This is a genomic window from Rheinheimera sp. MM224 (assembly GCF_947090785.1).
In the GTDB taxonomy this organism is placed as follows: Bacteria; Pseudomonadota; Gammaproteobacteria; order Enterobacterales; family Alteromonadaceae; genus Pararheinheimera.
The window spans coordinates 4,614,719-4,635,917 of the sequence record NZ_OX352320.1 but is presented as its reverse complement, the minus strand read 5'-3'; the positions used below and the strand labels follow the sequence as shown (position 1 = coordinate 4,635,917).

Annotated in this window: 23 protein-coding genes; 19 read left to right on the top strand and 4 right to left on the bottom strand. The window is 46.7% G+C overall.

What is annotated here, in order from left to right; all coding sequences use genetic code 11:
* Positions 1-52: 52 nt before the first annotated feature.
* From OM978_RS21410 to OM978_RS21400, 3 genes are all read right to left on the bottom strand, one after another.
* The gene (locus tag OM978_RS21410; RefSeq protein WP_264344439.1) at positions 53-544 is read right to left on the bottom strand and encodes a YbhB/YbcL family Raf kinase inhibitor-like protein; all 492 of its coding nucleotides are present in this window, start codon (positions 542-544) and stop codon (positions 53-55) included.
* A 119-nt stretch (positions 545-663) separates the two neighbouring features.
* Positions 664-1,086, bottom strand: a complete 423-nt coding sequence (gene trxC, locus OM978_RS21405) for a thioredoxin TrxC (protein ID WP_408636174.1) — start codon at positions 1,084-1,086, stop codon at positions 664-666.
* A 110-nt stretch (positions 1,087-1,196) separates the two neighbouring features.
* Positions 1,197-3,032, bottom strand: coding sequence for a DEAD/DEAH box helicase (locus OM978_RS21400; protein ID WP_264344438.1), 1,836 nt, complete (start codon positions 3,030-3,032; stop codon positions 1,197-1,199).
* A 165-nt stretch (positions 3,033-3,197) separates the two neighbouring features.
* Here OM978_RS21400 and mioC point away from each other — a divergent pair, with 165 nt between their 5' ends.
* From mioC to glmU, 15 genes are all read left to right on the top strand, one after another.
* Positions 3,198-3,635, top strand: a complete 438-nt coding sequence (gene mioC / locus OM978_RS21395; protein WP_233010047.1) for an FMN-binding protein MioC — start codon at positions 3,198-3,200, stop codon at positions 3,633-3,635.
* Positions 3,636-4,167: 532 nt separating this feature from the next.
* Positions 4,168-6,057, top strand: a complete 1,890-nt coding sequence (gene mnmG / locus OM978_RS21390) for a tRNA uridine-5-carboxymethylaminomethyl(34) synthesis enzyme MnmG (RefSeq protein ID WP_264344437.1) — start codon at positions 4,168-4,170, stop codon at positions 6,055-6,057.
* 14 nt (positions 6,058-6,071) lie between these two features.
* Positions 6,072-6,689 carry a 16S rRNA (guanine(527)-N(7))-methyltransferase RsmG gene (rsmG, locus tag OM978_RS21385; RefSeq protein WP_264344436.1) on the top strand — a complete coding sequence of 206 codons (618 nt, stop codon included), beginning with the start codon at positions 6,072-6,074 and terminating at the stop codon, positions 6,687-6,689.
* Between the two features lie 27 nt (positions 6,690-6,716).
* Positions 6,717-7,511 carry a ParA family protein gene (locus tag OM978_RS21380; RefSeq protein WP_233010050.1) on the top strand — a complete coding sequence of 265 codons (795 nt, stop codon included), beginning with the start codon at positions 6,717-6,719 and terminating at the stop codon, positions 7,509-7,511.
* Between the two features lie 22 nt (positions 7,512-7,533).
* The gene (locus OM978_RS21375; protein WP_264344435.1) at positions 7,534-8,427 is read left to right on the top strand and encodes a ParB/RepB/Spo0J family partition protein; all 894 of its coding nucleotides are present in this window, start codon (positions 7,534-7,536) and stop codon (positions 8,425-8,427) included.
* 208 nt (positions 8,428-8,635) lie between these two features.
* Positions 8,636-8,950 carry an ATP synthase subunit I gene (locus tag OM978_RS21370; protein ID WP_413690757.1) on the top strand — a complete coding sequence of 105 codons (315 nt, stop codon included), beginning with the start codon at positions 8,636-8,638 and terminating at the stop codon, positions 8,948-8,950.
* A gap of 2 nt (positions 8,951-8,952) precedes the next feature.
* Positions 8,953-9,750, top strand: a complete 798-nt coding sequence (gene atpB / locus OM978_RS21365; RefSeq protein WP_264344433.1) for a F0F1 ATP synthase subunit A — start codon at positions 8,953-8,955, stop codon at positions 9,748-9,750.
* A 44-nt stretch (positions 9,751-9,794) separates the two neighbouring features.
* Entirely contained in the window at positions 9,795-10,031 is a 237-nt protein-coding gene (gene atpE / locus OM978_RS21360) for a F0F1 ATP synthase subunit C (protein WP_127026381.1), read from the top strand.
* Positions 10,032-10,082: 51 nt separating this feature from the next.
* Entirely contained in the window at positions 10,083-10,556 is a 474-nt protein-coding gene (atpF, locus tag OM978_RS21355; protein ID WP_127026380.1) for a F0F1 ATP synthase subunit B, read from the top strand.
* 9 nt (positions 10,557-10,565) lie between these two features.
* The gene (atpH, locus tag OM978_RS21350) at positions 10,566-11,099 is read left to right on the top strand and encodes a F0F1 ATP synthase subunit delta (RefSeq protein ID WP_233010054.1); all 534 of its coding nucleotides are present in this window, start codon (positions 10,566-10,568) and stop codon (positions 11,097-11,099) included.
* 14 nt (positions 11,100-11,113) lie between these two features.
* On the top strand, positions 11,114-12,655 hold the full coding sequence (gene atpA, locus OM978_RS21345; RefSeq protein ID WP_233010055.1) for a F0F1 ATP synthase subunit alpha: 1,542 nt from the start codon (positions 11,114-11,116) through the stop codon (positions 12,653-12,655).
* 54 nt (positions 12,656-12,709) lie between these two features.
* Entirely contained in the window at positions 12,710-13,570 is an 861-nt protein-coding gene (atpG, locus tag OM978_RS21340) for a F0F1 ATP synthase subunit gamma (protein ID WP_264344432.1), read from the top strand.
* Positions 13,571-13,601: 31 nt separating this feature from the next.
* A complete protein-coding gene (gene atpD / locus OM978_RS21335) occupies positions 13,602-14,987 on the top strand; it encodes a F0F1 ATP synthase subunit beta (protein WP_233010057.1) in 1,386 nt (461 codons plus the stop codon).
* A gap of 25 nt (positions 14,988-15,012) precedes the next feature.
* Positions 15,013-15,429, top strand: a complete 417-nt coding sequence (locus OM978_RS21330; protein WP_233010058.1) for a F0F1 ATP synthase subunit epsilon — start codon at positions 15,013-15,015, stop codon at positions 15,427-15,429.
* Positions 15,430-15,545: 116 nt separating this feature from the next.
* Positions 15,546-16,910 carry a bifunctional UDP-N-acetylglucosamine diphosphorylase/glucosamine-1-phosphate N-acetyltransferase GlmU gene (glmU, locus tag OM978_RS21325; RefSeq protein ID WP_264344431.1) on the top strand — a complete coding sequence of 455 codons (1,365 nt, stop codon included), beginning with the start codon at positions 15,546-15,548 and terminating at the stop codon, positions 16,908-16,910.
* A gap of 114 nt (positions 16,911-17,024) precedes the next feature.
* Here glmU and OM978_RS21320 read toward each other — a convergent pair whose 3' ends face one another.
* A complete protein-coding gene (locus tag OM978_RS21320; RefSeq protein ID WP_233010063.1) occupies positions 17,025-17,210 on the bottom strand; it encodes a hypothetical protein in 186 nt (61 codons plus the stop codon).
* A 134-nt stretch (positions 17,211-17,344) separates the two neighbouring features.
* Between OM978_RS21320 and OM978_RS21315 the strand changes: the two genes are divergently transcribed.
* The 4 genes from OM978_RS21315 (at position 17,345) to OM978_RS21300 (ending at position 21,106) form a co-directional block, all read left to right on the top strand.
* Positions 17,345-17,917 (top strand): DUF1439 domain-containing protein, encoded by a 573-nt coding sequence (locus OM978_RS21315; RefSeq protein WP_264344430.1) that lies wholly within the window; start codon positions 17,345-17,347, stop codon positions 17,915-17,917.
* 151 nt (positions 17,918-18,068) lie between these two features.
* Positions 18,069-18,857 (top strand): DUF4198 domain-containing protein, encoded by a 789-nt coding sequence (locus OM978_RS21310; RefSeq protein WP_264344429.1) that lies wholly within the window; start codon positions 18,069-18,071, stop codon positions 18,855-18,857.
* A gap of 9 nt (positions 18,858-18,866) precedes the next feature.
* Positions 18,867-19,778, top strand: coding sequence for a hypothetical protein (locus tag OM978_RS21305; protein WP_264344428.1), 912 nt, complete (start codon positions 18,867-18,869; stop codon positions 19,776-19,778).
* Positions 19,778-21,106 carry a DUF2271 domain-containing protein gene (locus tag OM978_RS21300; RefSeq protein WP_264344427.1) on the top strand — a complete coding sequence of 443 codons (1,329 nt, stop codon included), beginning with the start codon at positions 19,778-19,780 and terminating at the stop codon, positions 21,104-21,106. Before OM978_RS21305 ends, OM978_RS21300 begins: the two co-directional genes overlap by 1 nt.
* Positions 21,107-21,199: the final 93 nt, after the last annotated feature.

Sequence of the window (21,199 nt, the reverse complement as noted above, 5' to 3'; positions counted from 1 at the left end):
TCCCGCTTTCATCAAAAAGGCCAGCAGATGCTGGCCTGGTAGAATATTTTAGTTACCGCGCATAGGTGGCGGTTAAAGTCGCTTTGCCAATGGCGGTCGCATTCAGCATAAAACCTACTACAGCAGCGCTGGCACCATCAGGTACGCCTAAAGTCGCTTCCGGTAAAGCCCAAACCGTAAACTGATAGCGGTGCATACCATGGCCTTCAGGTGGGCAGGCGCCACCAAATTCTTTGATGCCATAGTCGTTGTTAAAACAGCGGCAGCCTACTGGTAGCTGACCATTACCAGCGCCCTGAGCGAATGAAGTGACAGTAGCTGGAATATCCAGAACCAGCCAATGCCAGAAACCTGAACCTGTAGGTGCATCCGGATCGAACACAGTAATAGCAAAACTTTGAGTACCGGCTGGCGCATTCTGCCAGTTTAATGCAGGCGACAGATTCGGACCATCACAACCAAAACCATTAAATTCAAAGGTCTTTGCCATAAAATGGCCTTCACGGATATCCGGGCTTGTCAGTTGAAATACGCTGGATGTCATGCTTTTCCTTAGATTGAATTCAGAATTAAGAGGTATAAAAATTGAGTCTGGACTTTGCCGCTAAGCAAATCCAGACTTTTGCGACCAATTCAGGTCACTGCTCTTTAAGAGTGCGGTCTTTAACTATGTTGCTGTAACCACTGATAAAACATCTGTTTTGGCATAGCACCAGATTGTTGGGCAACCAGCTTACCTGCTTTAAACAACATCAGAGTGGGAATAGAGCGAATTTGAAACTGTGCTGCCAGTTGTTGTTGCTGTTCAGTATTTACTTTGGCAAACCGAAATTGTGGCTCTAACTCTGCCGCGGCCTGATTAAATACCGGCGCAAAGTTCAGACAAGGCCCACACCAGCTGGCCCAAAAATCCACCACCACAGGTAATTCTGACTTTTGGATCTGATTGACAAAATTCTGCTGGGTTAACTCTATAGGTTTTCCGGCAAAAAGCGCGTCTTTGCACTGACCACATTTAGGATGATCGGCAAACTTTTCCGGCTGAACCCGGTTTAAGGTTGAACAGTGAGGACAGGCAATAATCATAACTGGCTCCAGATTGGGCTATGGAAGCAAGATATGGCCCCCAACAGGGTTTTTATAGGGTAGTAAGCATAAAAAAACCGGCTTTCGCCGGTCTTTTTATAAGTCAGAGATTAATCTCTTGGCTTACGTGGTGCACGTGGAGCTGCACCTGGACGCGGGCCTGAGCCTGTTTCCGTGCGTTCACGACGTGGTGCTGAGCTTGGAGCTGAACCAGAGGTTGAACCACCAGCTGTTGAGCCGGTATCCACACTGATATTCAGTTTCTGCTTACGCACATAGACCTTTTTCAGGTGCTGCATAGTTTCAGCCGGGATATTGGCTGGTAATTCTACAGTACTGAAATGATCAAACAGCTTGATGTTACCGATGAACTGGCTGTCGATGTTGGCTTCGTTTGCGATAGCGCCAACGATGTCACCAGCGCGCACACCATGTTCTTTACCCACTTCAATGCGATAATTGGTGTAATCACCTTTTAACTCACGACGTTGACGTGGTGGACGATCTGCACCGCGCTCAGGACGGTCACCTGAACGTTCTGGTCTGTCGCCACGGGCAAATTTATCACGGCCTGAAGATGGAGCACGATCATCACGGTCACGGCTATGTGGTTCACGGATTTCCGGGAACTGGTTAGCTACGTTTAACGGAGAATCTTTCTGCGCCAGATACAACAGGGCTGCAGCCATATCTACATCAGTGGTTTCTAACTTTTCACGCCAATCGTTCACCAGATCCTGGAAGAAGCTTAAGTTTTTCGCTTCAATGGTCTGGGCTAACTGAGCACGGAAAGACTCGATACGACGTTGTTCAATCACCTGACCTGTTGGCAGCGACATTTTTTCAATCGGCTGACGAGTCGCATGTTCGATAGTACGCAGTAAACGACGTTCACGTGGCGATACAAACAGAATGGCTTTACCATCACGACCAGCACGGCCAGTACGACCGATACGGTGTACATAAGCTTCGCTATCGTATGGAATGTCATAGTTGATAACCAGACTGATACGTTCTACGTCCAGACCACGGGCAGCAACGTCTGTTGCAACTATCACGTCCAGCTGATCAGCTTTTAAACGACGGATGGTTTGCTCGCGGTGAGCCTGGTTCATATCACCGTTTAAGCAAGCTACTGCATAACCACGGGCGCCCAGCTTTTCAGCAATTTCTTCAGTCGCACTTTTGGTACGAACGAAAATGATGCTTGCATCATATTCTTCGCCTTCCAGAATACGGGTTAACGCATCCAGCTTCTGATTATTGTCCAGCATCACGTAACGCTGTTGAATACGCTCAACAGTGGACGTTTTTGATTCGATTTTTACTTCATGAGCATTTTTTAAATGCTTCTGAGCAATAGCACGGATCTGGTTTGGCATAGTCGCGGAGAACATCGCAACCTGACGGCCTGGCGGAGTAGCATCCATGATAGTTTGAACATCATCGATAAAACCCATACGCAACATTTCGTCGGCTTCGTCCAGTACTATGGCACGCAGTTTATCCAGCACTAAAGTGCCGCGATCCAGGTGGTCCATGATACGACCTGGCGTACCAACAATAACTTGAGAACCACGTTTCAGTGCTTTTAACTGAGTGGTGTAGTTTTGACCGCCATATAAAGGCAGTACATGGAAAGCTGGCATATAACGGGCATAAGCCTGGAATGCTTCTGCAACCTGGATAGCCAGTTCGCGAGTAGGAGCCAACACTAAAATTTGTGGATCATTTTGGGCCGGATCTAAACGGGCTAATAAAGGCAGTGCAAACGCAGCTGTTTTACCAGTACCTGTTTGGGCTTGGCCTAGCAAGTCTTCACCAGCTAGTAACTTAGGAATAGCCGCTTCCTGAATTGGAGACGGATGTTCATAACCAAGTTCTAAAACTGCACGAAGAATAGGTTCCGGCAGCGCTAGCTGGGAAAAAGACATGGACTCGGACATATATTGTATAAACCTCAATAACACGCAGGCGAACGGTTTGTGCTATCGTAGATTTACTGAGCCTGCTTTGCAGTAAAAATACCCAAAAAGGTGCAAGAAGCATTCGCTTTGCACGTTTTAATTCCAGTAGTATAGCCAATCATTTCACTGACAATAGGATGCAGTATGATTGAGATCCTTGTGGGCAGCCAAATGGGCGCTGCGGAATATGCAGCAGAACAAGTAGCTGAAACTTTGGAAAAAGCGGGTTATGAAGTAAAACTTCATCTCACCCCTGATTTAACACTGATAACCAGAAATAGTATCTGGTTAGTCGTCACTTCGACGTATGGCGCAGGGGATCTGCCCGATAATATCCAACCTTTTGTGGATCAATTAGCACAAGATCGAACAGATCTTACCACAGTTTCCTACGCAGTGATCACTTTAGGTGATTCCAGTTACGATACTTTTTGTCTGGCCGGTAAAAAAATCTCTGACCTTTTTGGTTCTTTAGGTGGCCGATTATTGTTACCAGGATTAGATATAGATGTTTTAACGGCTGAACTGCCTGAAGATCAAGCTTTGGTCTGGCTACCTGAATTTATCAAAACTCTGCCTTAAATCCTGCTTAGTTATACAGAACAGGATCTTTTGCGCTTCATCACCCAAAGGCCCATAAACAAAGGGCCTTTACTCTTTATAACCCGATAATGATCCACTTCTATATAAAGAGGATCATACTTATGATCCAGTTACACATAGATATCCACAGTTTTCACTTATTTTTATGTCGAATGTGTATAAGTGTAGTTATAACTTATGTAAAAGCTGAAGTTATCCTCTGTGTAACAAATCAGGTTTTATGCCCTGTGTATAAAAGTGCTAGTTAAACACCGCTTGTTCGACTCAGGATCTTGTGTTGATCACAGGATCCGATCCTTTCTAACTGATTGATCTTCAAAACAGATCAAGGGTTACCCACAGAAAAGGCTCTGTATAGTAGTAAACATAATAAAAAGATCTCTTTAAAGATCCTTATATATTATTAGTGATCTTTCGAGGATCGTGATCGAGTTTTAATCATTTCCCAAAGCCTCAGATCCAGTTACAATACGCGCCCTTTTTACAGAACTGGTTTGAGTTCGAGGCCTATATGCTTTTTCAGGAAACATTTGATGTCATCGTTGTTGGTGGTGGTCACGCCGGCACAGAGGCTGCGCTTGCTGCGGCCCGCATGGGAATGCAAACTTTATTGCTGACTCACAACGTTGAGACTTTAGGTCAGATGTCCTGTAATCCGGCCATTGGTGGCATTGGTAAAGGCCATCTGGTGAAAGAAATTGATGCCCTGGGTGGTGTCATGGCGAAAGCTACGGATCGTGCAGGGATCCAATTCAGAACTCTAAACAGTTCGAAGGGCCCGGCTGTCCGTGCAACCCGTGCTCAGGCTGACCGTCAGCTCTATCGTGCAGCTGTACGTTTAGTTCTTGAAAACCAGCCAAACCTGAAGATCTTTCAACAAGCCTGTGATGACTTGATCGTAGAAAACCATCAGGTTTATGGTGTAGTGACCCAAATGGGTTTGAAATTTAAAGCCAAATCAGTGGTGCTGACTGTAGGTACTTTCCTCGGTGGCCAGATCCATATTGGTTTACAAAATTACAGCGGTGGCCGTGCAGGTGATCCGCCGTCCATAGCGCTTGCCAGACGTTTACGTGAATTGCCTTTCCGTGTGGGTCGCTTAAAAACCGGTACTCCACCCCGAATTGATGCCAGAACTGTTGATTTTTCAGTGATGCAGGCTCAGCCTGGTGATAACCCTACTCCGGTGTTTTCGTTTATGGGATCCCACAGGGATCAACCAACGCAGATACCTTGTCATATCACCTACACCAACGAGCAAACTCACGATATTATTCGTAATGGTTTAGACAGATCCCCTATGTACACTGGTGTGATTGAAGGCATAGGCCCACGTTATTGCCCTTCGATTGAAGATAAGATCACCCGTTTTGCTGACAAAGATAAACATCAGATCTTTATTGAACCTGAAGGTTTAACCACACACGAGCTGTATCCAAACGGGATATCTACCAGCTTGCCTTTTGACGTGCAGTTAAACCTGGTTCGTTCGATCATAGGTCTGGAAAATGCCCATATTACCCGCCCTGGTTATGCCATTGAATATGACTTTTTTGATCCACGTGATTTAAAAACTTCATTGGAAACTAAATTCATTAAAGGTTTGTTTTTTGCAGGACAAATCAACGGCACTACAGGCTACGAAGAAGCTGGTGCTCAGGGCTTAATGGCTGGCATGAACGCTGCGCTTTCTGCTCAGGACAAAGAGTCCTGGACACCAAGCCGTGATCAGGCCTATGTCGGTGTATTGATTGACGATCTGACCACTATGGGTACGAAAGAGCCCTACCGTATGTTCACCAGCCGTGCTGAATACCGTCTGATGTTACGTGAAGACAATGCTGATATTCGTTTAACCGCCAAAGGTCGTGAGTTAGGTTTGGTTGACGATGTTCGCTGGGCAGCATTTAACCTGAAAATCGAACAAATTGAACTGGAACGTCAGCGCTTAAAACAGCAGTGGATCCACCCACAACACGCGGCTTTGGCTGAAGTGAACCTGTTGGTGAAAACTCCGCTGAGCAAAGAAGCCAGTCTGGAAGAATTGATCCGTCGTCCTGAAGTGAATTATCAGGATCTGATGAAAATTGATCTGGTAGGCCCTGGGTTAGCCGACCCTGCAGCTGCTGAACAGGTTGAAATTCAAATCAAGTACGAAGGTTATATCAATCGCCAGCAGGATGAGATCTCCAGACAAGAGCGTAACGAGAACACCCGTTTACCTGCAGGCTTTGATTACAAAGCGGTGAAAGGTTTATCCAACGAAGTGATACTGAAACTGAATCAGGTGCAACCTGAAACTATGGGTCAGGCTTCTCGTATTTCAGGCATCACGCCTGCCGCTATTTCGTTATTGCTGGTCTACCTGAAAAAACAGGGTTTACTGCGCAAATCTGCTTAAGCATTGGGATCATCATGCTGGAAAAATTAAAAAAGCTGGTCGCACAGACCAGCTTGGTTTTATCTGAACACCAATTGCAACAGCTTGTGGCTTATGTTCAACTGCTGGACAAGTGGAACAGTGCTTACAATCTGACCTCAGTGCGTGATCCGGAAGAAATGCTGGTGAAACACATTATGGACAGCCTGGTTGTGGCGCCTTTTGTCACTGGAAAACGTATTATCGACGTCGGTACCGGTCCTGGTTTACCTGGTATACCACTGGCGATCGCTTTACCTGACAAGCAATTTTACCTGCTGGACAGCCTTGGCAAACGTATTCGTTTTTTAAATCATGTCAAATTACAGCTGAAACTACAGAACTTTGAAGCTATTCAGAGTCGGGTGGAAGATCATCAACCTGAAACAGGGTATGATGCGGTGCTGAGTCGGGCTTTTGCTTCAATGACCGATATGGTGAATTGGTGTCAGCATTTGCCAGGAGCCAATGGCCAGTTTTTAGCCATGAAAGGTGCTTTAGCTCAAGAAGAAATTGCAGCTTTGCCGAATTTTGTTAAAGTTGTCGGCAGTCATCCGTTACAGGTGCCAACACTGAACGCCGAACGTTATCTGGTAGTGTTGGAGAAAGTCTAATTTAATCAAAAACGTATTGGGGTCCTTGTGGGAAAAGTCATAGCTATTGCAAACCAGAAAGGTGGTGTGGGCAAAACAACCACAGCGGTCAATCTGGCTGCCTCTATGGCCGCAACCAAACGCAAGGTGCTGCTGATTGATTTAGACCCGCAAGGCAATGCCACCATGGGCAGTGGTGTCGACAAATACGCCGTGCATGCCAGCGCCTATGAGTTGTTGGTGGAAGAAAAACCTTTTGCCGAAGTGGTGGTGAAAGAAACGGCCGGTGGTTACCACTTGATCGCAGCAAATTCTGATGTGACAGCCGCCGAAGTACGGTTACTTAACGTCTTTGCCCGCGAACTGCGTTTACGTAATGCGCTCAAAGACGCCCGCCAACAGTACGATTTTATTTTTATTGATTGTCCGCCAGCACTGAACATGCTGACGGTGAATGCCATGGCCGCCGCCGACTCCGTGCTGGTGCCTATGCAATGTGAATACTATGCGCTGGAAGGTTTAACTGCCCTGATGGACACCATCAACCAGCTGACGTCTGTGGTGAATGCCGACCTTAAAATCGAAGGTATTTTGCGTACTATGTACGACCCGCGGAACCGTCTGGCGAATGATGTGTCTGAACAGCTGAAGCAACATTTTGGCGATAAAGTCTACCGCGCCGTGATCCCACGTAACGTACGACTGGCGGAAGCGCCAAGTTTTGGTACTCCGGTCATGTATTACGACAAAGGTTCAACAGGGGCAAAAGCCTATCTGGCGCTCGCTGGCGAAATTTTACGCCGCGCCGATAAAAAAACTGTAAAAACCACCACTCCCGCCTAATTGACAAGGAATACAACTGAAGATGTCGGTAAAAAAACGTGGCTTAGGCCGGGGCTTAGACGCTTTACTCACTACTAAACCTGTGTCTGATCAACAGAATGACGCCAACTTTTCTTCAGCCCAGCGCAGCGAATTGCAAAAACTGCCGATTGAATGGCTCAAGCCTGGTAAATACCAGCCGCGTAAAGATATGTCGCAGGATGCACTGGAAGATTTAGCCAGTTCAATTCGCTCTCAAGGTATTATTCAGCCTATTGTTGTGCGTCAGATTGGTGAACAATCCTATGAAATCATCGCTGGTGAGCGGCGCTGGCGTGCAAGCCAGTTGGCGCAACTGGATGTTATTCCTTGTATTATCAAAGATGTACCAGACGAAGCTGCTGTCGCTATTGCCCTGATTGAAAACATTCAGCGCGAAGATCTGAATGCGATGGAAGAAGCCATTGCGCTGCAGCGTTTATTGTCCGAATTTGAACTGACGCATCAGCAAGTGGCTGATGCTGTTGGTAAATCACGCGCTAGTGTGACTAATTTATTACGCCTGAACCAGTTGAATGACGATGTGAAGTTACTACTGGAACATGGTGATATCGAAATGGGTCATGCCCGTGCTTTATTAGCTCTGGATGGCCTGGCGCAATCCGATGCAGCCCGCATTGTGGCTGCAAAGCAGATGACGGTACGTGATACTGAAAATCTGGTGCGCCGACTGCTTGAACCTACCCCTGAAGCCACTCCAAAAGTAAAAGACCCGGATGTAAGTTCGCTGGAGCAACGCTTAAGTGAACGTTTTGCCGCCCCCGTTGAGATTAATTACAACAAAAAGGGCAAAGGCAATCTGGTGATTTCATACAGCAGCTTAGATGAGCTGGAAGGCATACTGAGCAAATTACAGTCAGAGTATTCTGAATCCTAGGCTGTAATTTTTCATTATCTCAGACAAAAGTTAGAGTAAGGCCGCTTTTTCTTGCAAAAAAAAGGCAGATAAGTATACTTGCGCTGGCTTTAAACTATTCAATATTGACAGGATTAGCAGGCCATAAAAAGTGCTGAAAACTCAAAAAAAAGGCCCTTTATCGCTAATCTCTAAGTTGTTGCTGAGCCAGCTTGTGGCCGCAGCCGTAATGACAACTATAGTTTGGCTGGCAATGGATGGACGATCCGCAAAATCTGCTTTGTTGGGGCTGCTCTGTGGCATGCTTCCTCATTCCATCTTTGCCTGGTATGTGTTCCGTTTTCACGGTGCAGATCAGGTTCAATTGATCCTGAAATCCATTTACCGTGGCGAAGCCATCAAATTTTTTGTCGTAGCATTGCTGGTGTTGGCAGTGCTGAAATTTGTCGCAGTAGTGCATTGGATTTTTATCACGGCCTTTAGCGTGGCATTGCTGTTACAAATACTGATACCGATTTTAATTAACTACGATAATTGGGACTAACGATGGCATCAGGTGCTGAGATTACAAGCAACGAGTATATTACTCACCACTTGACCAACTGGAGTGTCGGCGAAGGTTTTTGGACCGTTCACGTTGATACTTTAGGCTGGTCAATTCTAATGGGACTTGTGTTCCTGTTCTCTTTCCGTGCTGTGGCCAAAAAAGCCAACGCCGGTGTTCCGACCAAATGGCAATGTGCCGTCGAAATGCTGGTCGAGTTTATCGACAGTACAGTCAAAAATACCTTTCATGGTAAAAGTGCCGTTATCGCCCCACTGGCATTAACCATTTTTGTCTGGGTATTGCTGATGAACCTGCTGGACTTGATCCCTGTGGACTTTATTCCATATTCAGCCCAAATGATCGGCGCGTCTATGGGTTATGACCCACACCATGTCTACATGAAAATTGTACCTACCACCGACCTGAACATGACTATTGCTCTGGCGTTGGGTGTCTTTATTCTGATGATTTATTACTCAATCAAAATTAAAGGTGTTGGCGGCTTTATCAAAGAACTGACTACTCAGCCGTTTAATACGCCTTGGTTATACTGGTTCAACTTTATTCTGGAAGTTGTAGCTCTGCTTGCTAAGCCATTGTCACTGGCACTGCGTCTGTTCGGTAACTTATACGCAGGTGAGCTGATCTTTATCCTTATCGCTATGACAGGCATTTACCAGATTTTTGGTCTGCATTTTGTCTGGGCTGCGTTCCACTTACTGGTTATCCCACTTCAGGCCTTTATTTTCACTATCCTGACCGTGGTATACCTGAGTATGGCGCACGAGAAACACTGATTTCGTTTTAACTTTAACTTTAACTTAGAAACTTGGAGAAAATCATGGAAATGGTATTAGGCTTAAAATACATCGCAGTAGCCCTGTTAATCGGTTTCGGTGCCTTAGGTACTGCAATTGGTTTCGGTACTTTAGGTGGTAAATTCTTAGAATCAGCTGCTCGTCAACCTGAACTGGCCGGTTCTTTACAAGGTAAAATGTTTATCGTTGCAGGCTTAATCGATGCTATCGCTATGATCGGTGTTGCTATCGGTCTGTACATGCTGTTCGCACTCGCTTAATTCGGTTTCTGAACAGAACCATTTACTTTGTAAAATTAAGGAGAAGCGGTTGTGAATATTAACGCCACTCTCATTGGTGAATTGATAGCTTTCCTGGTGTTCGTACTTTTTTGTATGAAATATGTATGGCCACCAATCATCAATGCTATTGAAACTCGCCAGCAAAAAATTGCAGACGGTTTGGCCGCGACTGATCGCGCCGAGCAAGATCTGCGTTTAGCGCAAGAGAAAGCAAAACAGCATCTGGTTGAAGCAAAGACGCAAGCCTCTGCTTTGATTGACCAGGCTAAAAAACGCGAACAGCAGATTATTGAAGAAGCTGCCGTAAAAGCCCAGGCAGAGCGGGAAAAAATCCTGGCTCAGGCGAAAGCCGAAGTCGAAGCTGAACGGATCAGAGCTAAAGAAGAATTGCGTAAGCAAGTTGCAGCTTTAGCTGTAGCCGGTGCAGAAAGAATTCTTCAGCGTTCAATAGATGAAGCTGCTCACAGCGACATCCTGGAAAAACTGGTCGCAGAACTTAATTGAGGATGAGCCATGTCTGAACTGACTAATTTAGCTCGTCCTTACGCCAAAGCGGCGTTTGAGTTTGCAGTAGAGCACAATGCATTAGAAGCCTGGACTGGCATGTTATTTTTCGCTGCTGAAGTAGCAAAAAATGATTTTGTCTCCGAGCAACTGCAAAGTGCCGGTGCAGCTGAAAAGCAAGCTGAGTTCTTTTTAAAAGTGTGCGGTGAGCAGTTAAATGCCCATGGCCAGAACTTTATTAAGCTCATGGCGGAAAATAATCGCTTGCTGGCGTTGCCTGCAGTGTTTGACGGTTATGTTGCATTAAAAGCTGAGTACGAAAAGGAAGCCACTGTTGAAGTGATTTCTGCTACGACACTCAACGCAGCACAACAAGACAAACTGGCTGCGGCTTTATCGCAACGTTTAGCACGTAAAGTGAAATTGAACTGTAGTGTAGATCCGACCGTCGTTGGCGGTATGTTAATCAAAGCCGGTGATATGGTGATTGACGGCTCGGTTCGTGGCAAGTTAGACCGTTTAGCTACTGCACTGCAGTCATAATTGGGGATTAGAGCATGCAACTGAATTCCACTGAAATCTCTGAACTGATCAAAAAACGTATTGAACAGTTCGAAGTTGTCAGTGAAGCTCGCAACGAAGGTACTATCGTCGCTGTTACTGACGGTATTATCCGTATCAACGGCCTTGCTGACTGTATGCAAGGCGAAATGATTGAGCTTCCTGGCAACCGTTACGCTATCGCACTGAACTTAGAAAGAAATTCAGTAGGTGCTGTAGTTATGGGTCCTTATGCGGACCTGCGTGAAGGCACAAAAGTTAAATCTACTGGCCGTATCCTTGAAGTACCAGTTGGCCCAGGTCTGTTAGGCCGTGTGGTAAACACTTTAGGTGAGCCAATCGACGGTAAAGGTCCAATCGATGCTGCTGGTTTCGCACCAGTAGAAAAAATCGCTCCGGGCGTTATCGATCGTCGTTCAGTAGACCAACCTCTGCAAACTGGTTACAAGTCAGTTGACTCCATGATCCCAATCGGTCGTGGTCAGCGTGAATTGTTAATCGGTGACCGTCAGACAGGTAAAACGGCTTTAGCTATCGATGCAATCATCAACCAGAAAACTTCTGGCGTGAAATGTATCTATGTAGCTATAGGCCAAAAAGCTTCTACTATCGCTAACGTAGTACGTAAACTGGAAGAGCACGGCGCTCTGGCCCACACTATTGTTGTTGTAGCTTCTGCTTCTGAAGCCGCTGCACTGCAATTCCTGGCGCCATACTCTGGTTGTACTATGGGTGAATACTTCCGTGACCGCGGTGAAGATGCACTGATCGTATACGATGACTTGTCTAAACAAGCTGTTGCTTACCGTCAAATATCTCTGCTGTTACGTCGTCCACCAGGCCGTGAAGCTTACCCAGGTGACGTATTCTATCTCCACAGCCGTCTGTTAGAGCGCGCATCTCGTGTAAACGAGCATTATGTTGAGCGTTTAACGAACGGTGAAGTGAAAGGCAAAACTGGTTCATTAACTGCACTGCCAATTATCGAAACTCAGGCTGGCGACGTTTCTGCGTTCGTTCCAACCAACGTAATTTCGATCACTGACGGTCAGATCTTCTTAGAATCTGGTTTATTCAACGCCGGTATCCGTCCAGCCGTAAACGCTGGTATTTCGGTATCTCGTGTTGGTGGTGCTGCTCAAACAAAAATCATCAAAAAGCTGGGTGGCGGTATCCGTTTAGCCTTAGCTCAGTACTCTGAACTGGCGGCATTCGCTCAGTTCGCTTCTGACCTGGATGACGCGACTCGTGCGCAGTTAGACCACGGCCAGAAAGTTACTGAACTGATGAAACAGTTACAATACGCGCCAATGGGCGTGGCTGATATGGGTGTGTCTATTTTCGCTATCGAAAAAGGCTACATGAAAGACATCGAAGTTGCCAAAATCCTTGATTTTGAAGCTGCTTTAATTGCTTACATGCACTCAGAGCACGCAGCGTTTATGGCTGATCTGAACAAAACCGGTAACTACAACGACCAAATCGAAGCGACATTAAAAGGCGCTATTGAGAAGTTTAAAGCAACTCAGACTTGGTAAACATATCGGGTGTGGGCAACCGCACCCGGTCGTTGAAACTTTCGGAGATTAGTCATGGCCGGCGCAAAAGAGATAAAAAGTAAGATCGGGAGTATTAATAATACTCGTAAGATCACCAGCGCAATGGAAAAGGTAGCAGTCAGCAAAATGCGCAAAGCGCAAGAGCGGGTTGCACATAGCCGTCCATACGCTGAAGGTATGCGCAAAGTGATCGGCAATATCGCAAACGGCAACATCGAATACCGTCATCCGTATTTAACGGAACGTCCGGTAAAAAATGTGGGCTACATTGTGATATCGACAGACCGTGGCCTTTGCGGCGGCTTAAATACCAATGAGTTCAAACGTATTGCTCTGGACCTGAAAAGCTGGAAAGAGCAGGGAGCTTCGGCCCATATTGCGGTGATCGGCAACAAAGCTACAGCGTTTTTCAAACGTTTTGGCGGTAAAGTGCTGGCACAACAAACTGGTCCTGGTGATAACCCACGTTTGGCTGATGTGATTGGTTCGGTTCAGGTGATGCTGAAAGCATACGAAGAAGGCCGTATCGACCGCTTGTTCCTGGTGTTCAACAAGTTTGTAAATACCATGAAACAAGAGCCAGTGATCGAACAACTCTTACCTTTGCCAAAAGCAGACGTAACAGCGAAAAGCCATAGCTGGGATTACATTTACGAACCGGATCCAAAGGTAATTTTAGATAAATTACTGAGCCGTTACGTAGAGTCTCAGGTGTACCAGGGTGTAGTTGAAAACGCGGCGAGCGAACAAGCTGCCCGTATGGTGGCGATGAAAGCCGCTACAGACAACGCTGGTAGCTTAATGGATGACCTGAAGTTGGTTTACAACAAAGCACGTCAAGCAGCTATTACCCAGGAACTGAGCGAAATCGTCGGTGGGGCCGCTGCCGTTTAAGGCTTAGGTTACAGAAATTAGAGGATTAAACATGAGTCAAGGTAAGGTAGTCCAAATCATTGGCGCCGTTGTGGATATCGACTTTCCACAAGAATCGGTACCTGGTATCTATGACGCGTTAAACGTAACAAGCGGCGACCTGGCTGGTTTAGTACTTGAAGTACAACAGCAATTAGGCGGCGGTACTGTACGTGCTATCGCGTTAGGTTCAACCGACGGTTTACGTCGTGGCGCTGAAGTGTCTAACACTGGCAAAGCCATCCACGTACCAGTAGGTAAAGCGACTTTAGGTCGTATCATGAACGTATTAGGCGAGCCAATCGACGAAGCTGGTCCTATCGGTGAAGATGAGCGTATGCCTATCCACCGTGCTGCACCAAGCTACGAAGATCAAGCCGCTTCAAACGCTCTGTTAGAAACAGGCATCAAGGTTATCGACCTGGTATGTCCGTTTGCTAAAGGCGGTAAAGTAGGTCTGTTCGGTGGTGCCGGTGTTGGTAAAACCGTAAACATGATGGAACTGATCCGTAACATCGCGATAGAACACAGTGGTTACTCTGTATTCGCCGGTGTAGGTGAGCGTACTCGTGAAGGTAACGACTTCTATCACGAAATGAACGATTCAAACGTACTGGACAAAGTATCACTGGTGTATGGCCAGATGAACGAGCCGCCAGGCAACCGTTTACGTGTAGCTCTGACCGGTCTGACTATGGCTGAGAAGTTCCGTGACGAAGGCCGTGACGTTCTGTTCTTCGTGGACAACATCTACCGTTACACACTGGCCGGTACTGAAGTATCAGCTCTGTTAGGCCGTATGCCATCTGCAGTAGGTTACCAGCCAACGCTGGCCGAAGAGATGGGTGTACTGCAAGAGCGTATCACTTCAACTAAAACTGGTTCTATCACATCTGTACAAGCGGTTTACGTACCAGCGGACGACTTAACTGACCCGTCACCAGCTACTACGTTCTCTCACTTAGATGCGACAGTTGTATTGTCTCGTAACATCGCTTCACTGGGTATTTACCCGGCGATCGATCCACTGGACTCTACTTCACGTCAGCTGGACCCGTTAGTGATCGGTAAAGAACACTACGATACAGCCCGTGGCGTGCAGTCAGTGCTGCAACGTTACAAAGAATTAAAAGACATCATCGCCATCTTAGGTATGGACGAATTGTCTGATGAAGACAGAACTGTGGTTTACCGTGCACGTAAAATCCAACGTTTCCTGTCTCAGCCATTCTTCGTAGCCGAAGTATTCACTGGCTCTCCAGGCAAATACGTTCCGCTGAAAGAAACTATCCGTGGTTTCAAAGGCATTCTGGAAGGTGAATTCGATCACATGCCAGAACAAGCCTTCTACATGGTTGGTTCTATCGACGAAGCGATCGAAAAAGCGAAGAAGCTGTAATCAACTACAGCTTTAGGAGAGCGAAATGGCAATGACAGTACAACTGGATGTGGTAAGCGCCGAAGAGCGGATTTTTTCTGGTCTGGTGGAATCCATTCAGGTAACAGGTAGTGAAGGTGAATTAGGTATTTTACCTGGTCACATTCCGCTTCTTACTGGAATCAAGCCTGGTATGGTTCGTATCGTCAAACAGTTTGGCGAAGAGCACCTGATTTATGTTGCTGGTGGCGTGCTGGAAGTTCAGCCGCACAGCGTCATAGTGCTTGCCGACGTAGCGGTACGAGCTGAAGATCTGGACGAGCAAGCTGCTTTAGCTGCTCAGAAACGTGCAGAAGAAGCGATGCAACATGCAGGCGCTGACTTCAACTACGCAGAAGCCGCAGCTCAATTGGCTGAAGCTATTGCCCAGTTACGTTTAATTCAGAAACTTCGCAAAAAATAAGCGGATTACTGCATACTAAAAAGCCACCTTCGGGTGGCTTTTTTATTTGTCCATTCACTGTAATTTCAGTTGGTTTCCGTTAAAATCGCAGCATTGTAATAAAAGGATTGGCTGATATGGCTTTAAACGTTGTGATCCTGGCTGCCGGTAAAGGCACGCGGATGAAATCTGCTTTACCTAAAGTGCTACACAAAGTGGCTGAACGCTCTATGGTGCAGCATGTGATCGATACGGCCCGTTCTTTGGGCGCAGAGTCTATTAATCTGGTGTACGGTTATGGCGCCGATCAGCTGAAATCCGCTTTAGGCGAACAGGATTTACACTGGGTGTTACAAGCACAACAATTAGGTACAGGCCATGCAGTACAGCAGGCAGTGCCTCATATCGCTGATAACGACACTGTGCTGGTGCTGTACGGAGATGTGCCTTTAACCCGAAAAGAAACCTTAGAGCAATTATTAACAGCTCGATCTGCCGATGGTTTAGCTGTACTGACTGTGCATTTGGCCAATCCTATGGGTTACGGTCGTATGGTGCGCGAAAACGGCAAAGTCGTGGGTATTGTTGAGCAAAAAGATGCCAGCGCTGAACAGCTGAAAATCACTGAAGTAAACAGTGGCATTATGGCTGTACCTGGTAAACAACTGAAAAAATGGTTAAGCCAGTTACAGAACAACAATGCGCAGGGCGAATTCTACCTGACCGACATTATCGCTATGGCGCATAAAGAAGGGGTGGACATTACGACGGCTCATCCTGCGACTGCTATAGAGACTGAAGGCGCGAATAACCGTGTACAACTGGCACAGTTAGAGCGGGCTTATCAGGCGCGTAAAGCTGAAGAATTAATGTTAAACGGTGCTAACCTGCGCGATCCGGCCCGTATTGATATACGCGGTGACGTCACTGTTGGCAACGATGTAATGATCGACATCAACGTGATTTTTGAAGGCAAAGTGGTACTAGGCAATGGTGTGGTGATAGGCCCTAACTGTGTGATCAAAGACGCGGTGATAGGCAATAACACTGAAGTGAAAGCCAACAGCATGATTGAAAAATCCACTATTGGTATCGGCTGCTCTGTTGGCCCTTATGCCCGTATTCGCCCTGACTCCGTATTGGCTGACGACAGCCATGTCGGTAACTTTGTCGAGCTGAAAAAAGCCACTTTAGGTGTGGGTTCTAAAGCCAACCATTTAAGCTATTTAGGTGATGCGGTGATTGGTAGCAAAGTGAACATTGGTGCCGGCACTATTACCTGTAACTACGATGGTGCGAATAAGTCTGTCACCACCATTGAAGACGGCGTTTTTGTTGGTTCCAACAGCTCTTTAGTAGCGCCAATCACTTTAGGCCAAAACTCCACTGTCGGTGCTGGTTCTGTAGTGACAGCTAATGTAGCAGCGGATGAGCTGGTGGTAGCGCGTTCGAAGCAGCGTCATATCAGTGGCTGGAAAAGACCGGTGAAGATTAAGAAATAATGATCGGCTGATCACAAACAAAGACCCGTCCTTGTTGGCGGGTTTTTGTTATGTGCATGGAAGGACGGTATGTCGCAACTGCAGGGAACAGAGTTGCGACTCTGGTTAGCCGAGTTAAAACAAAACCGACAACCAGCTCATAGGAAACAATAACTCTGGCGCTATTAATGGCTGTTGGTGCAAACTGAAACTTAGCCACTGCAGTGCTGAATCAAAAGCCAGCAGTAGCAGCACCAGCACAATAAAGGCAGTAATAAGCTGCCGCAGGCCTGGTAATTGAATTGAGTCTTGTGTATTCATCGCCGCTCTCCCTGAAGTTCTTATACTAAGTCGTACGCAGTGGCGAAATAGTTGGAAGCTTTTAAAAATAAATCAGGTGAGGTTCATTCGAACTTGCTAAAGTTCGCGCCAAACTGCCCTCTAAGGACAATAAAATGATCAATAAAAACAAAATTCTGGGACTTGGCTTGCTGCTGCTAGCTTCTTGTACTCAGCTGAATCATCTGGATATTTTCAGCCTGAAGCAGCAGGAGTTGCAGAGCTTATTGCTGGATCAATTAGAGCAACAGCAAAGCAAAGGTAAAATGTTGGGCCTGCCACTGACGCTAACGGTACGTCAGTTGGAGCTACAATTGGCGCCGGATAACAAACAGCAGATAGAACTCAAGCTGGCGCTGGGTGCTGAAGTGGATGCGTTATTTAAACCACTGAATACAGATCTGAATTTACACTTGTCGGCTCTGCCGTATTTTGACGACGAGAAAAACGCAATTTATCTGAAAAATTTAACCATTCTGGATTCCAGTGTCGGTAGTGGCAGCTCGCAGCTCAAACTGGCACCTTTAAGTAACGAAGCCAAGGCCATTCTGACTCAAGTGCTGAATCGTCAGCCTATGTATAAGTTAGATTGCGGTAAAGTAACGGAAAAAGTCTTATGTGGCATGCCTTTAACTTTAGTGTTGCAACCTGGCGAGCTGTTATTAAAACCGAATTATTCTGCTCAGTAACCACTGTTTTCAGTAGTAAGGCTCTCAGTTGCAGGGCCTTTTTACCTGTTTAATGTAAAGATGAATTGATCTAGTTGCAAACGATTCTCATTTGATCTAAAGTGGCGCCCAATAATTAAATGAGATCTATTCTCATTAACTGGAGCGCTTTATGTTTAAACTCAAACCCCTGCTTTGTTCTGCCTCTTTGTTACTGGCTTTTACTGCCACAGCTCACACTCCATATCTGGCACCTGCCAGTTTTGAACCATTAGGAGGCTGGGTTACGCTGGACGCTGCTTTTGCTGAGAAGTTTTTTGTGCCCGAAGTGGCTTTTGATCAAAGCGAATTTAAAGTGCTGCAACCCGATGGCAAAGCTGTTACACCAAAAGAGCTGTTTTCAGGTAAAACCCGCACTGCAGTGGCGCACCAGCTGGAACAGGATGGCACTTATAAATTCAGCACAGGCCAGCGATTCGGTGCTGTATTTCGTAGCTGGCAGCAAGACGGAAAAACTCATAACAGCAGAGATCCAAAAGAACAAATTCCTGCTGGCGCTAAGTTAACTGCGCATTTCCAGTCTGTGACGCTGGCTGAAACTTATGTCAGCAAAGGCGCACCAAGCCAAACCGCATTAAAACCAAGCAACAAAGGGCTGGAACTGGTGTTCCAAAGCCATCCAAACGACTTGTATATCCAGAGCCCAATCAAAGCCACTGTGCTTTATAACGGCAAAGCTTTGGCCGAACAAAAAGTACAAGTGTATCCAGCTAATTCGGCAGAAGCCGAAACCAAAGCTTCAAAAGAGCTCACTACGGACAAACAAGGTCAGCTGAATTTCGAGCTGGATAAAGCCGGTACCTATTTGCTGCTGACCCGTTTTCGTACCGATGCACCAGCAGGTGCCAAAGCCCCAACCTACAGTTACAGCTATAGCGCTGTAGTTGAAGTCACTGAATAACAGGAATTTATGATGCAACGCAGAAGCACAGCCCTTACTTTATTTTTAGCCATCACCAGCTGTTATTTAGCTGCCGATGAAAAAGCACCAAAAAAACCGGCTCATCAGCCTACAGCTCAGGGCAAAGCCAGTTTTATTCAGGATTATGATCTGAATAAGGACGGCACTGTCAGTGAAGCCGAATTTGCAGAAGTACGTCAGCAGCGTTACAGCGTGATGGACGAGAACAAAGATGGTCAGGTGTCGGTGGACGAGTACGTTAATGAATATGCGGGTCGTCTGGATAAAAAACTTGATACCGAACGCACAGGCCAAATCAAACAAACGCTGGTGCGTATTGATGCGCTGGATAAAAACAAAAGCAAAACCATAGGCCATGACGAATACAACGCCTCTGGTGATAAAGCTTTTGCCTATATAGATACCAATAAAGATGGCGTAATCAGCAAAGCTGACCCGCTACCAGAGCGTGAGCGTAAACCGGATGCCAAACAAACAGTACGTGCCCGTCCGGCTTTAGTGATGCCAACGACCCACAGTGTGGTTGGTATGTTGGATATGTATGACCAGAATGGCGACGGTAAGGTCGACAAGGTTGAATACCAACAACAACGTGATGCCGCTTTTGCCCGTACCGATCTGGACAAAAACGGTGAGCTGAGCAGCGATGAATACCTGAATGAGTTTGTGGATCGTCTGGATCGTCAAATCGCCAAAACCCGTACCGCCCAGCTAAAGCAAGCTGCAGTGCGCTTTAAAGCTTTGGATAAAGACAACAGCCAGCAAATCAGCGCCGCTGAGTTTAATGCTTCGGGCGAACGTATGTTCAAACGCTGGGATACAGATGTAAACCAGCAAGTGACTATGGCTGAAGCTCTGCCTGTGATTAAGAACGAACAAACCAAAGGTACGGCTGAGTAATGAAACATTTTGTCTGGCCTTTGACACTGTTAGCGTTAAGTCCTGTGCTGGTGCTGGCAGAGCCTGTCAGTTATCAGCAGGATATTGCAGGGAAGCAGCTGAAACTGCAGCTGGAAGGCGTCAGCCAAAAGGACTGGCAGGCCAGACTACCCCAGTTCCAGCACTGGTTAGCCGCTGCTAAACCAAAACAGCATGAGTTAATTCAGCTCTGTGAAGAATGGCGAGCGCTAAGCCAGCAAAGTTACAGCTGCCGTTTAGGCGCTATAGCCCAGCAATGGCAACAAGCGGTAGAGAACCAAGTGTTACCGGACAGAGTGGAGTTACGCCGTCAAACCAGAGCCATAGAGCAAGCTGTGATGTCGGAAGCAAATTACAGCACGCAAGTATGGCAGCTGGATGGCTTAGCCAATGCCCGCTTGTTGGATGATACCGCTGTACAGCTAAAAAGTTGGTTCCCAGAGTTAAAGCAGATGGATCTGCAATCTGGTGTCAGCCGATTGTTATGGTCTGATGCGGGTGCAATACCGCTTAGTCTGGGCACTGAACAACCCTTATTACAGCAACTGCAGCTGAGTTCAGTAGCTTTAGCTCAGACCGAAACGGCTGATACTCAGCAAGGGTATAAAGTGTCGTACCGGACTTTTAGCCCGCTGCTCAATCCGGCAGAAGGCTGGCCAGTGGAATATGGCCCAACAGCCACAGTGCTGGCTAAAGATGCAGTCACAGCTTATTTACTGGCGCAAAGTCTGGCGGTGCTGGACTTGAAGCAGGGCCAGCAGCTTACCGATCAACAGCAGGCCGCAGCTTTAATCAAAACTGATTCGGCCAACTGGTATGCGTCTAACTCCTGGTATGACTATTTGGCGGATAAAAGCCAAAGTCAGCAGCAGGTGCTGGAGATCAGTTATCAGTTGCCCCAATTTAGTGATGGCAATTACAAAAGACCTTATGTTTCGGTATGGCTGACCGATCAGCAGAAAAAACCTGTACGCCAAATCAGCCTGGTCGGCCAGCAAAGCCGCTGGTATCAGGAGCTGAATCACTGGTGGCGTCGCCTTGGTCGGAAAAATCCGGAACAAATAGATCAGATTGCCGGAGCAACCCAAAAGCCTGGCACTTATCAGCTGCAGTGGGATGGTCGTGATCAGCAAGGTGCTGTGGTGCCATGGGGTCAGTACCAGTTGCATCTGGAAGTGGCGCGTGAGCATGGTGGCCATGAACATTTAACTCTGCCGCTGAATTGGCAAGCCGATCTGAAGCCGGTTGAGCTACAAGGTGAAGCTGAACTGGGGCTGGTGCGCCTGCAGTTTCAGAGCAAAGACGGCTAAGTTTTTAGTATCAAATTCCTGTTGAGTTGCCTGCCAACTCCTGTTGTTCTCCCTATTCTCTGAATAGGGAGCTTTTTGTGTTTTAAATTTATA

What these genes read in the sequence shown, in the direction of transcription:
- OM978_RS21410 (WP_264344439.1), bottom strand. Translation starts at nt 544, where the DNA reads ATGACATCCAGCGTATTTCAACTGACAAGCCCGGATATCCGTGAAGGC.
- trxC (WP_408636174.1), bottom strand. Translation starts at nt 1,086, where the DNA reads ATGATTATTGCCTGTCCTCACTGTTCAACCTTAAACCGGGTTCAGCCG.
- OM978_RS21400 (WP_264344438.1), bottom strand. Translation starts at nt 3,032, where the DNA reads ATGTCCGAGTCCATGTCTTTTTCCCAGCTAGCGCTGCCGGAACCTATT.
- mioC (WP_233010047.1), top strand. Translation starts at nt 3,198, where the DNA reads ATGATTGAGATCCTTGTGGGCAGCCAAATGGGCGCTGCGGAATATGCA.
- mnmG (WP_264344437.1), top strand. Translation starts at nt 4,168, where the DNA reads ATGCTTTTTCAGGAAACATTTGATGTCATCGTTGTTGGTGGTGGTCAC.
- rsmG (WP_264344436.1), top strand. Translation starts at nt 6,072, where the DNA reads ATGCTGGAAAAATTAAAAAAGCTGGTCGCACAGACCAGCTTGGTTTTA.
- OM978_RS21375 (WP_264344435.1), top strand. Translation starts at nt 7,534, where the DNA reads ATGTCGGTAAAAAAACGTGGCTTAGGCCGGGGCTTAGACGCTTTACTC.
- OM978_RS21370 (WP_413690757.1), top strand. Translation starts at nt 8,636, where the DNA reads ATGACAACTATAGTTTGGCTGGCAATGGATGGACGATCCGCAAAATCT.
- atpB (WP_264344433.1), top strand. Translation starts at nt 8,953, where the DNA reads ATGGCATCAGGTGCTGAGATTACAAGCAACGAGTATATTACTCACCAC.
- atpE (WP_127026381.1), top strand. Translation starts at nt 9,795, where the DNA reads ATGGAAATGGTATTAGGCTTAAAATACATCGCAGTAGCCCTGTTAATC.
- atpH (WP_233010054.1), top strand. Translation starts at nt 10,566, where the DNA reads ATGTCTGAACTGACTAATTTAGCTCGTCCTTACGCCAAAGCGGCGTTT.
- atpA (WP_233010055.1), top strand. Translation starts at nt 11,114, where the DNA reads ATGCAACTGAATTCCACTGAAATCTCTGAACTGATCAAAAAACGTATT.
- atpG (WP_264344432.1), top strand. Translation starts at nt 12,710, where the DNA reads ATGGCCGGCGCAAAAGAGATAAAAAGTAAGATCGGGAGTATTAATAAT.
- atpD (WP_233010057.1), top strand. Translation starts at nt 13,602, where the DNA reads ATGAGTCAAGGTAAGGTAGTCCAAATCATTGGCGCCGTTGTGGATATC.
- OM978_RS21330 (WP_233010058.1), top strand. Translation starts at nt 15,013, where the DNA reads ATGGCAATGACAGTACAACTGGATGTGGTAAGCGCCGAAGAGCGGATT.
- glmU (WP_264344431.1), top strand. Translation starts at nt 15,546, where the DNA reads ATGGCTTTAAACGTTGTGATCCTGGCTGCCGGTAAAGGCACGCGGATG.
- OM978_RS21320 (WP_233010063.1), bottom strand. Translation starts at nt 17,210, where the DNA reads ATGAATACACAAGACTCAATTCAATTACCAGGCCTGCGGCAGCTTATT.
- OM978_RS21315 (WP_264344430.1), top strand. Translation starts at nt 17,345, where the DNA reads ATGATCAATAAAAACAAAATTCTGGGACTTGGCTTGCTGCTGCTAGCT.
- OM978_RS21310 (WP_264344429.1), top strand. Translation starts at nt 18,069, where the DNA reads ATGTTTAAACTCAAACCCCTGCTTTGTTCTGCCTCTTTGTTACTGGCT.
- OM978_RS21305 (WP_264344428.1), top strand. Translation starts at nt 18,867, where the DNA reads ATGATGCAACGCAGAAGCACAGCCCTTACTTTATTTTTAGCCATCACC.
- OM978_RS21300 (WP_264344427.1), top strand. Translation starts at nt 19,778, where the DNA reads ATGAAACATTTTGTCTGGCCTTTGACACTGTTAGCGTTAAGTCCTGTG.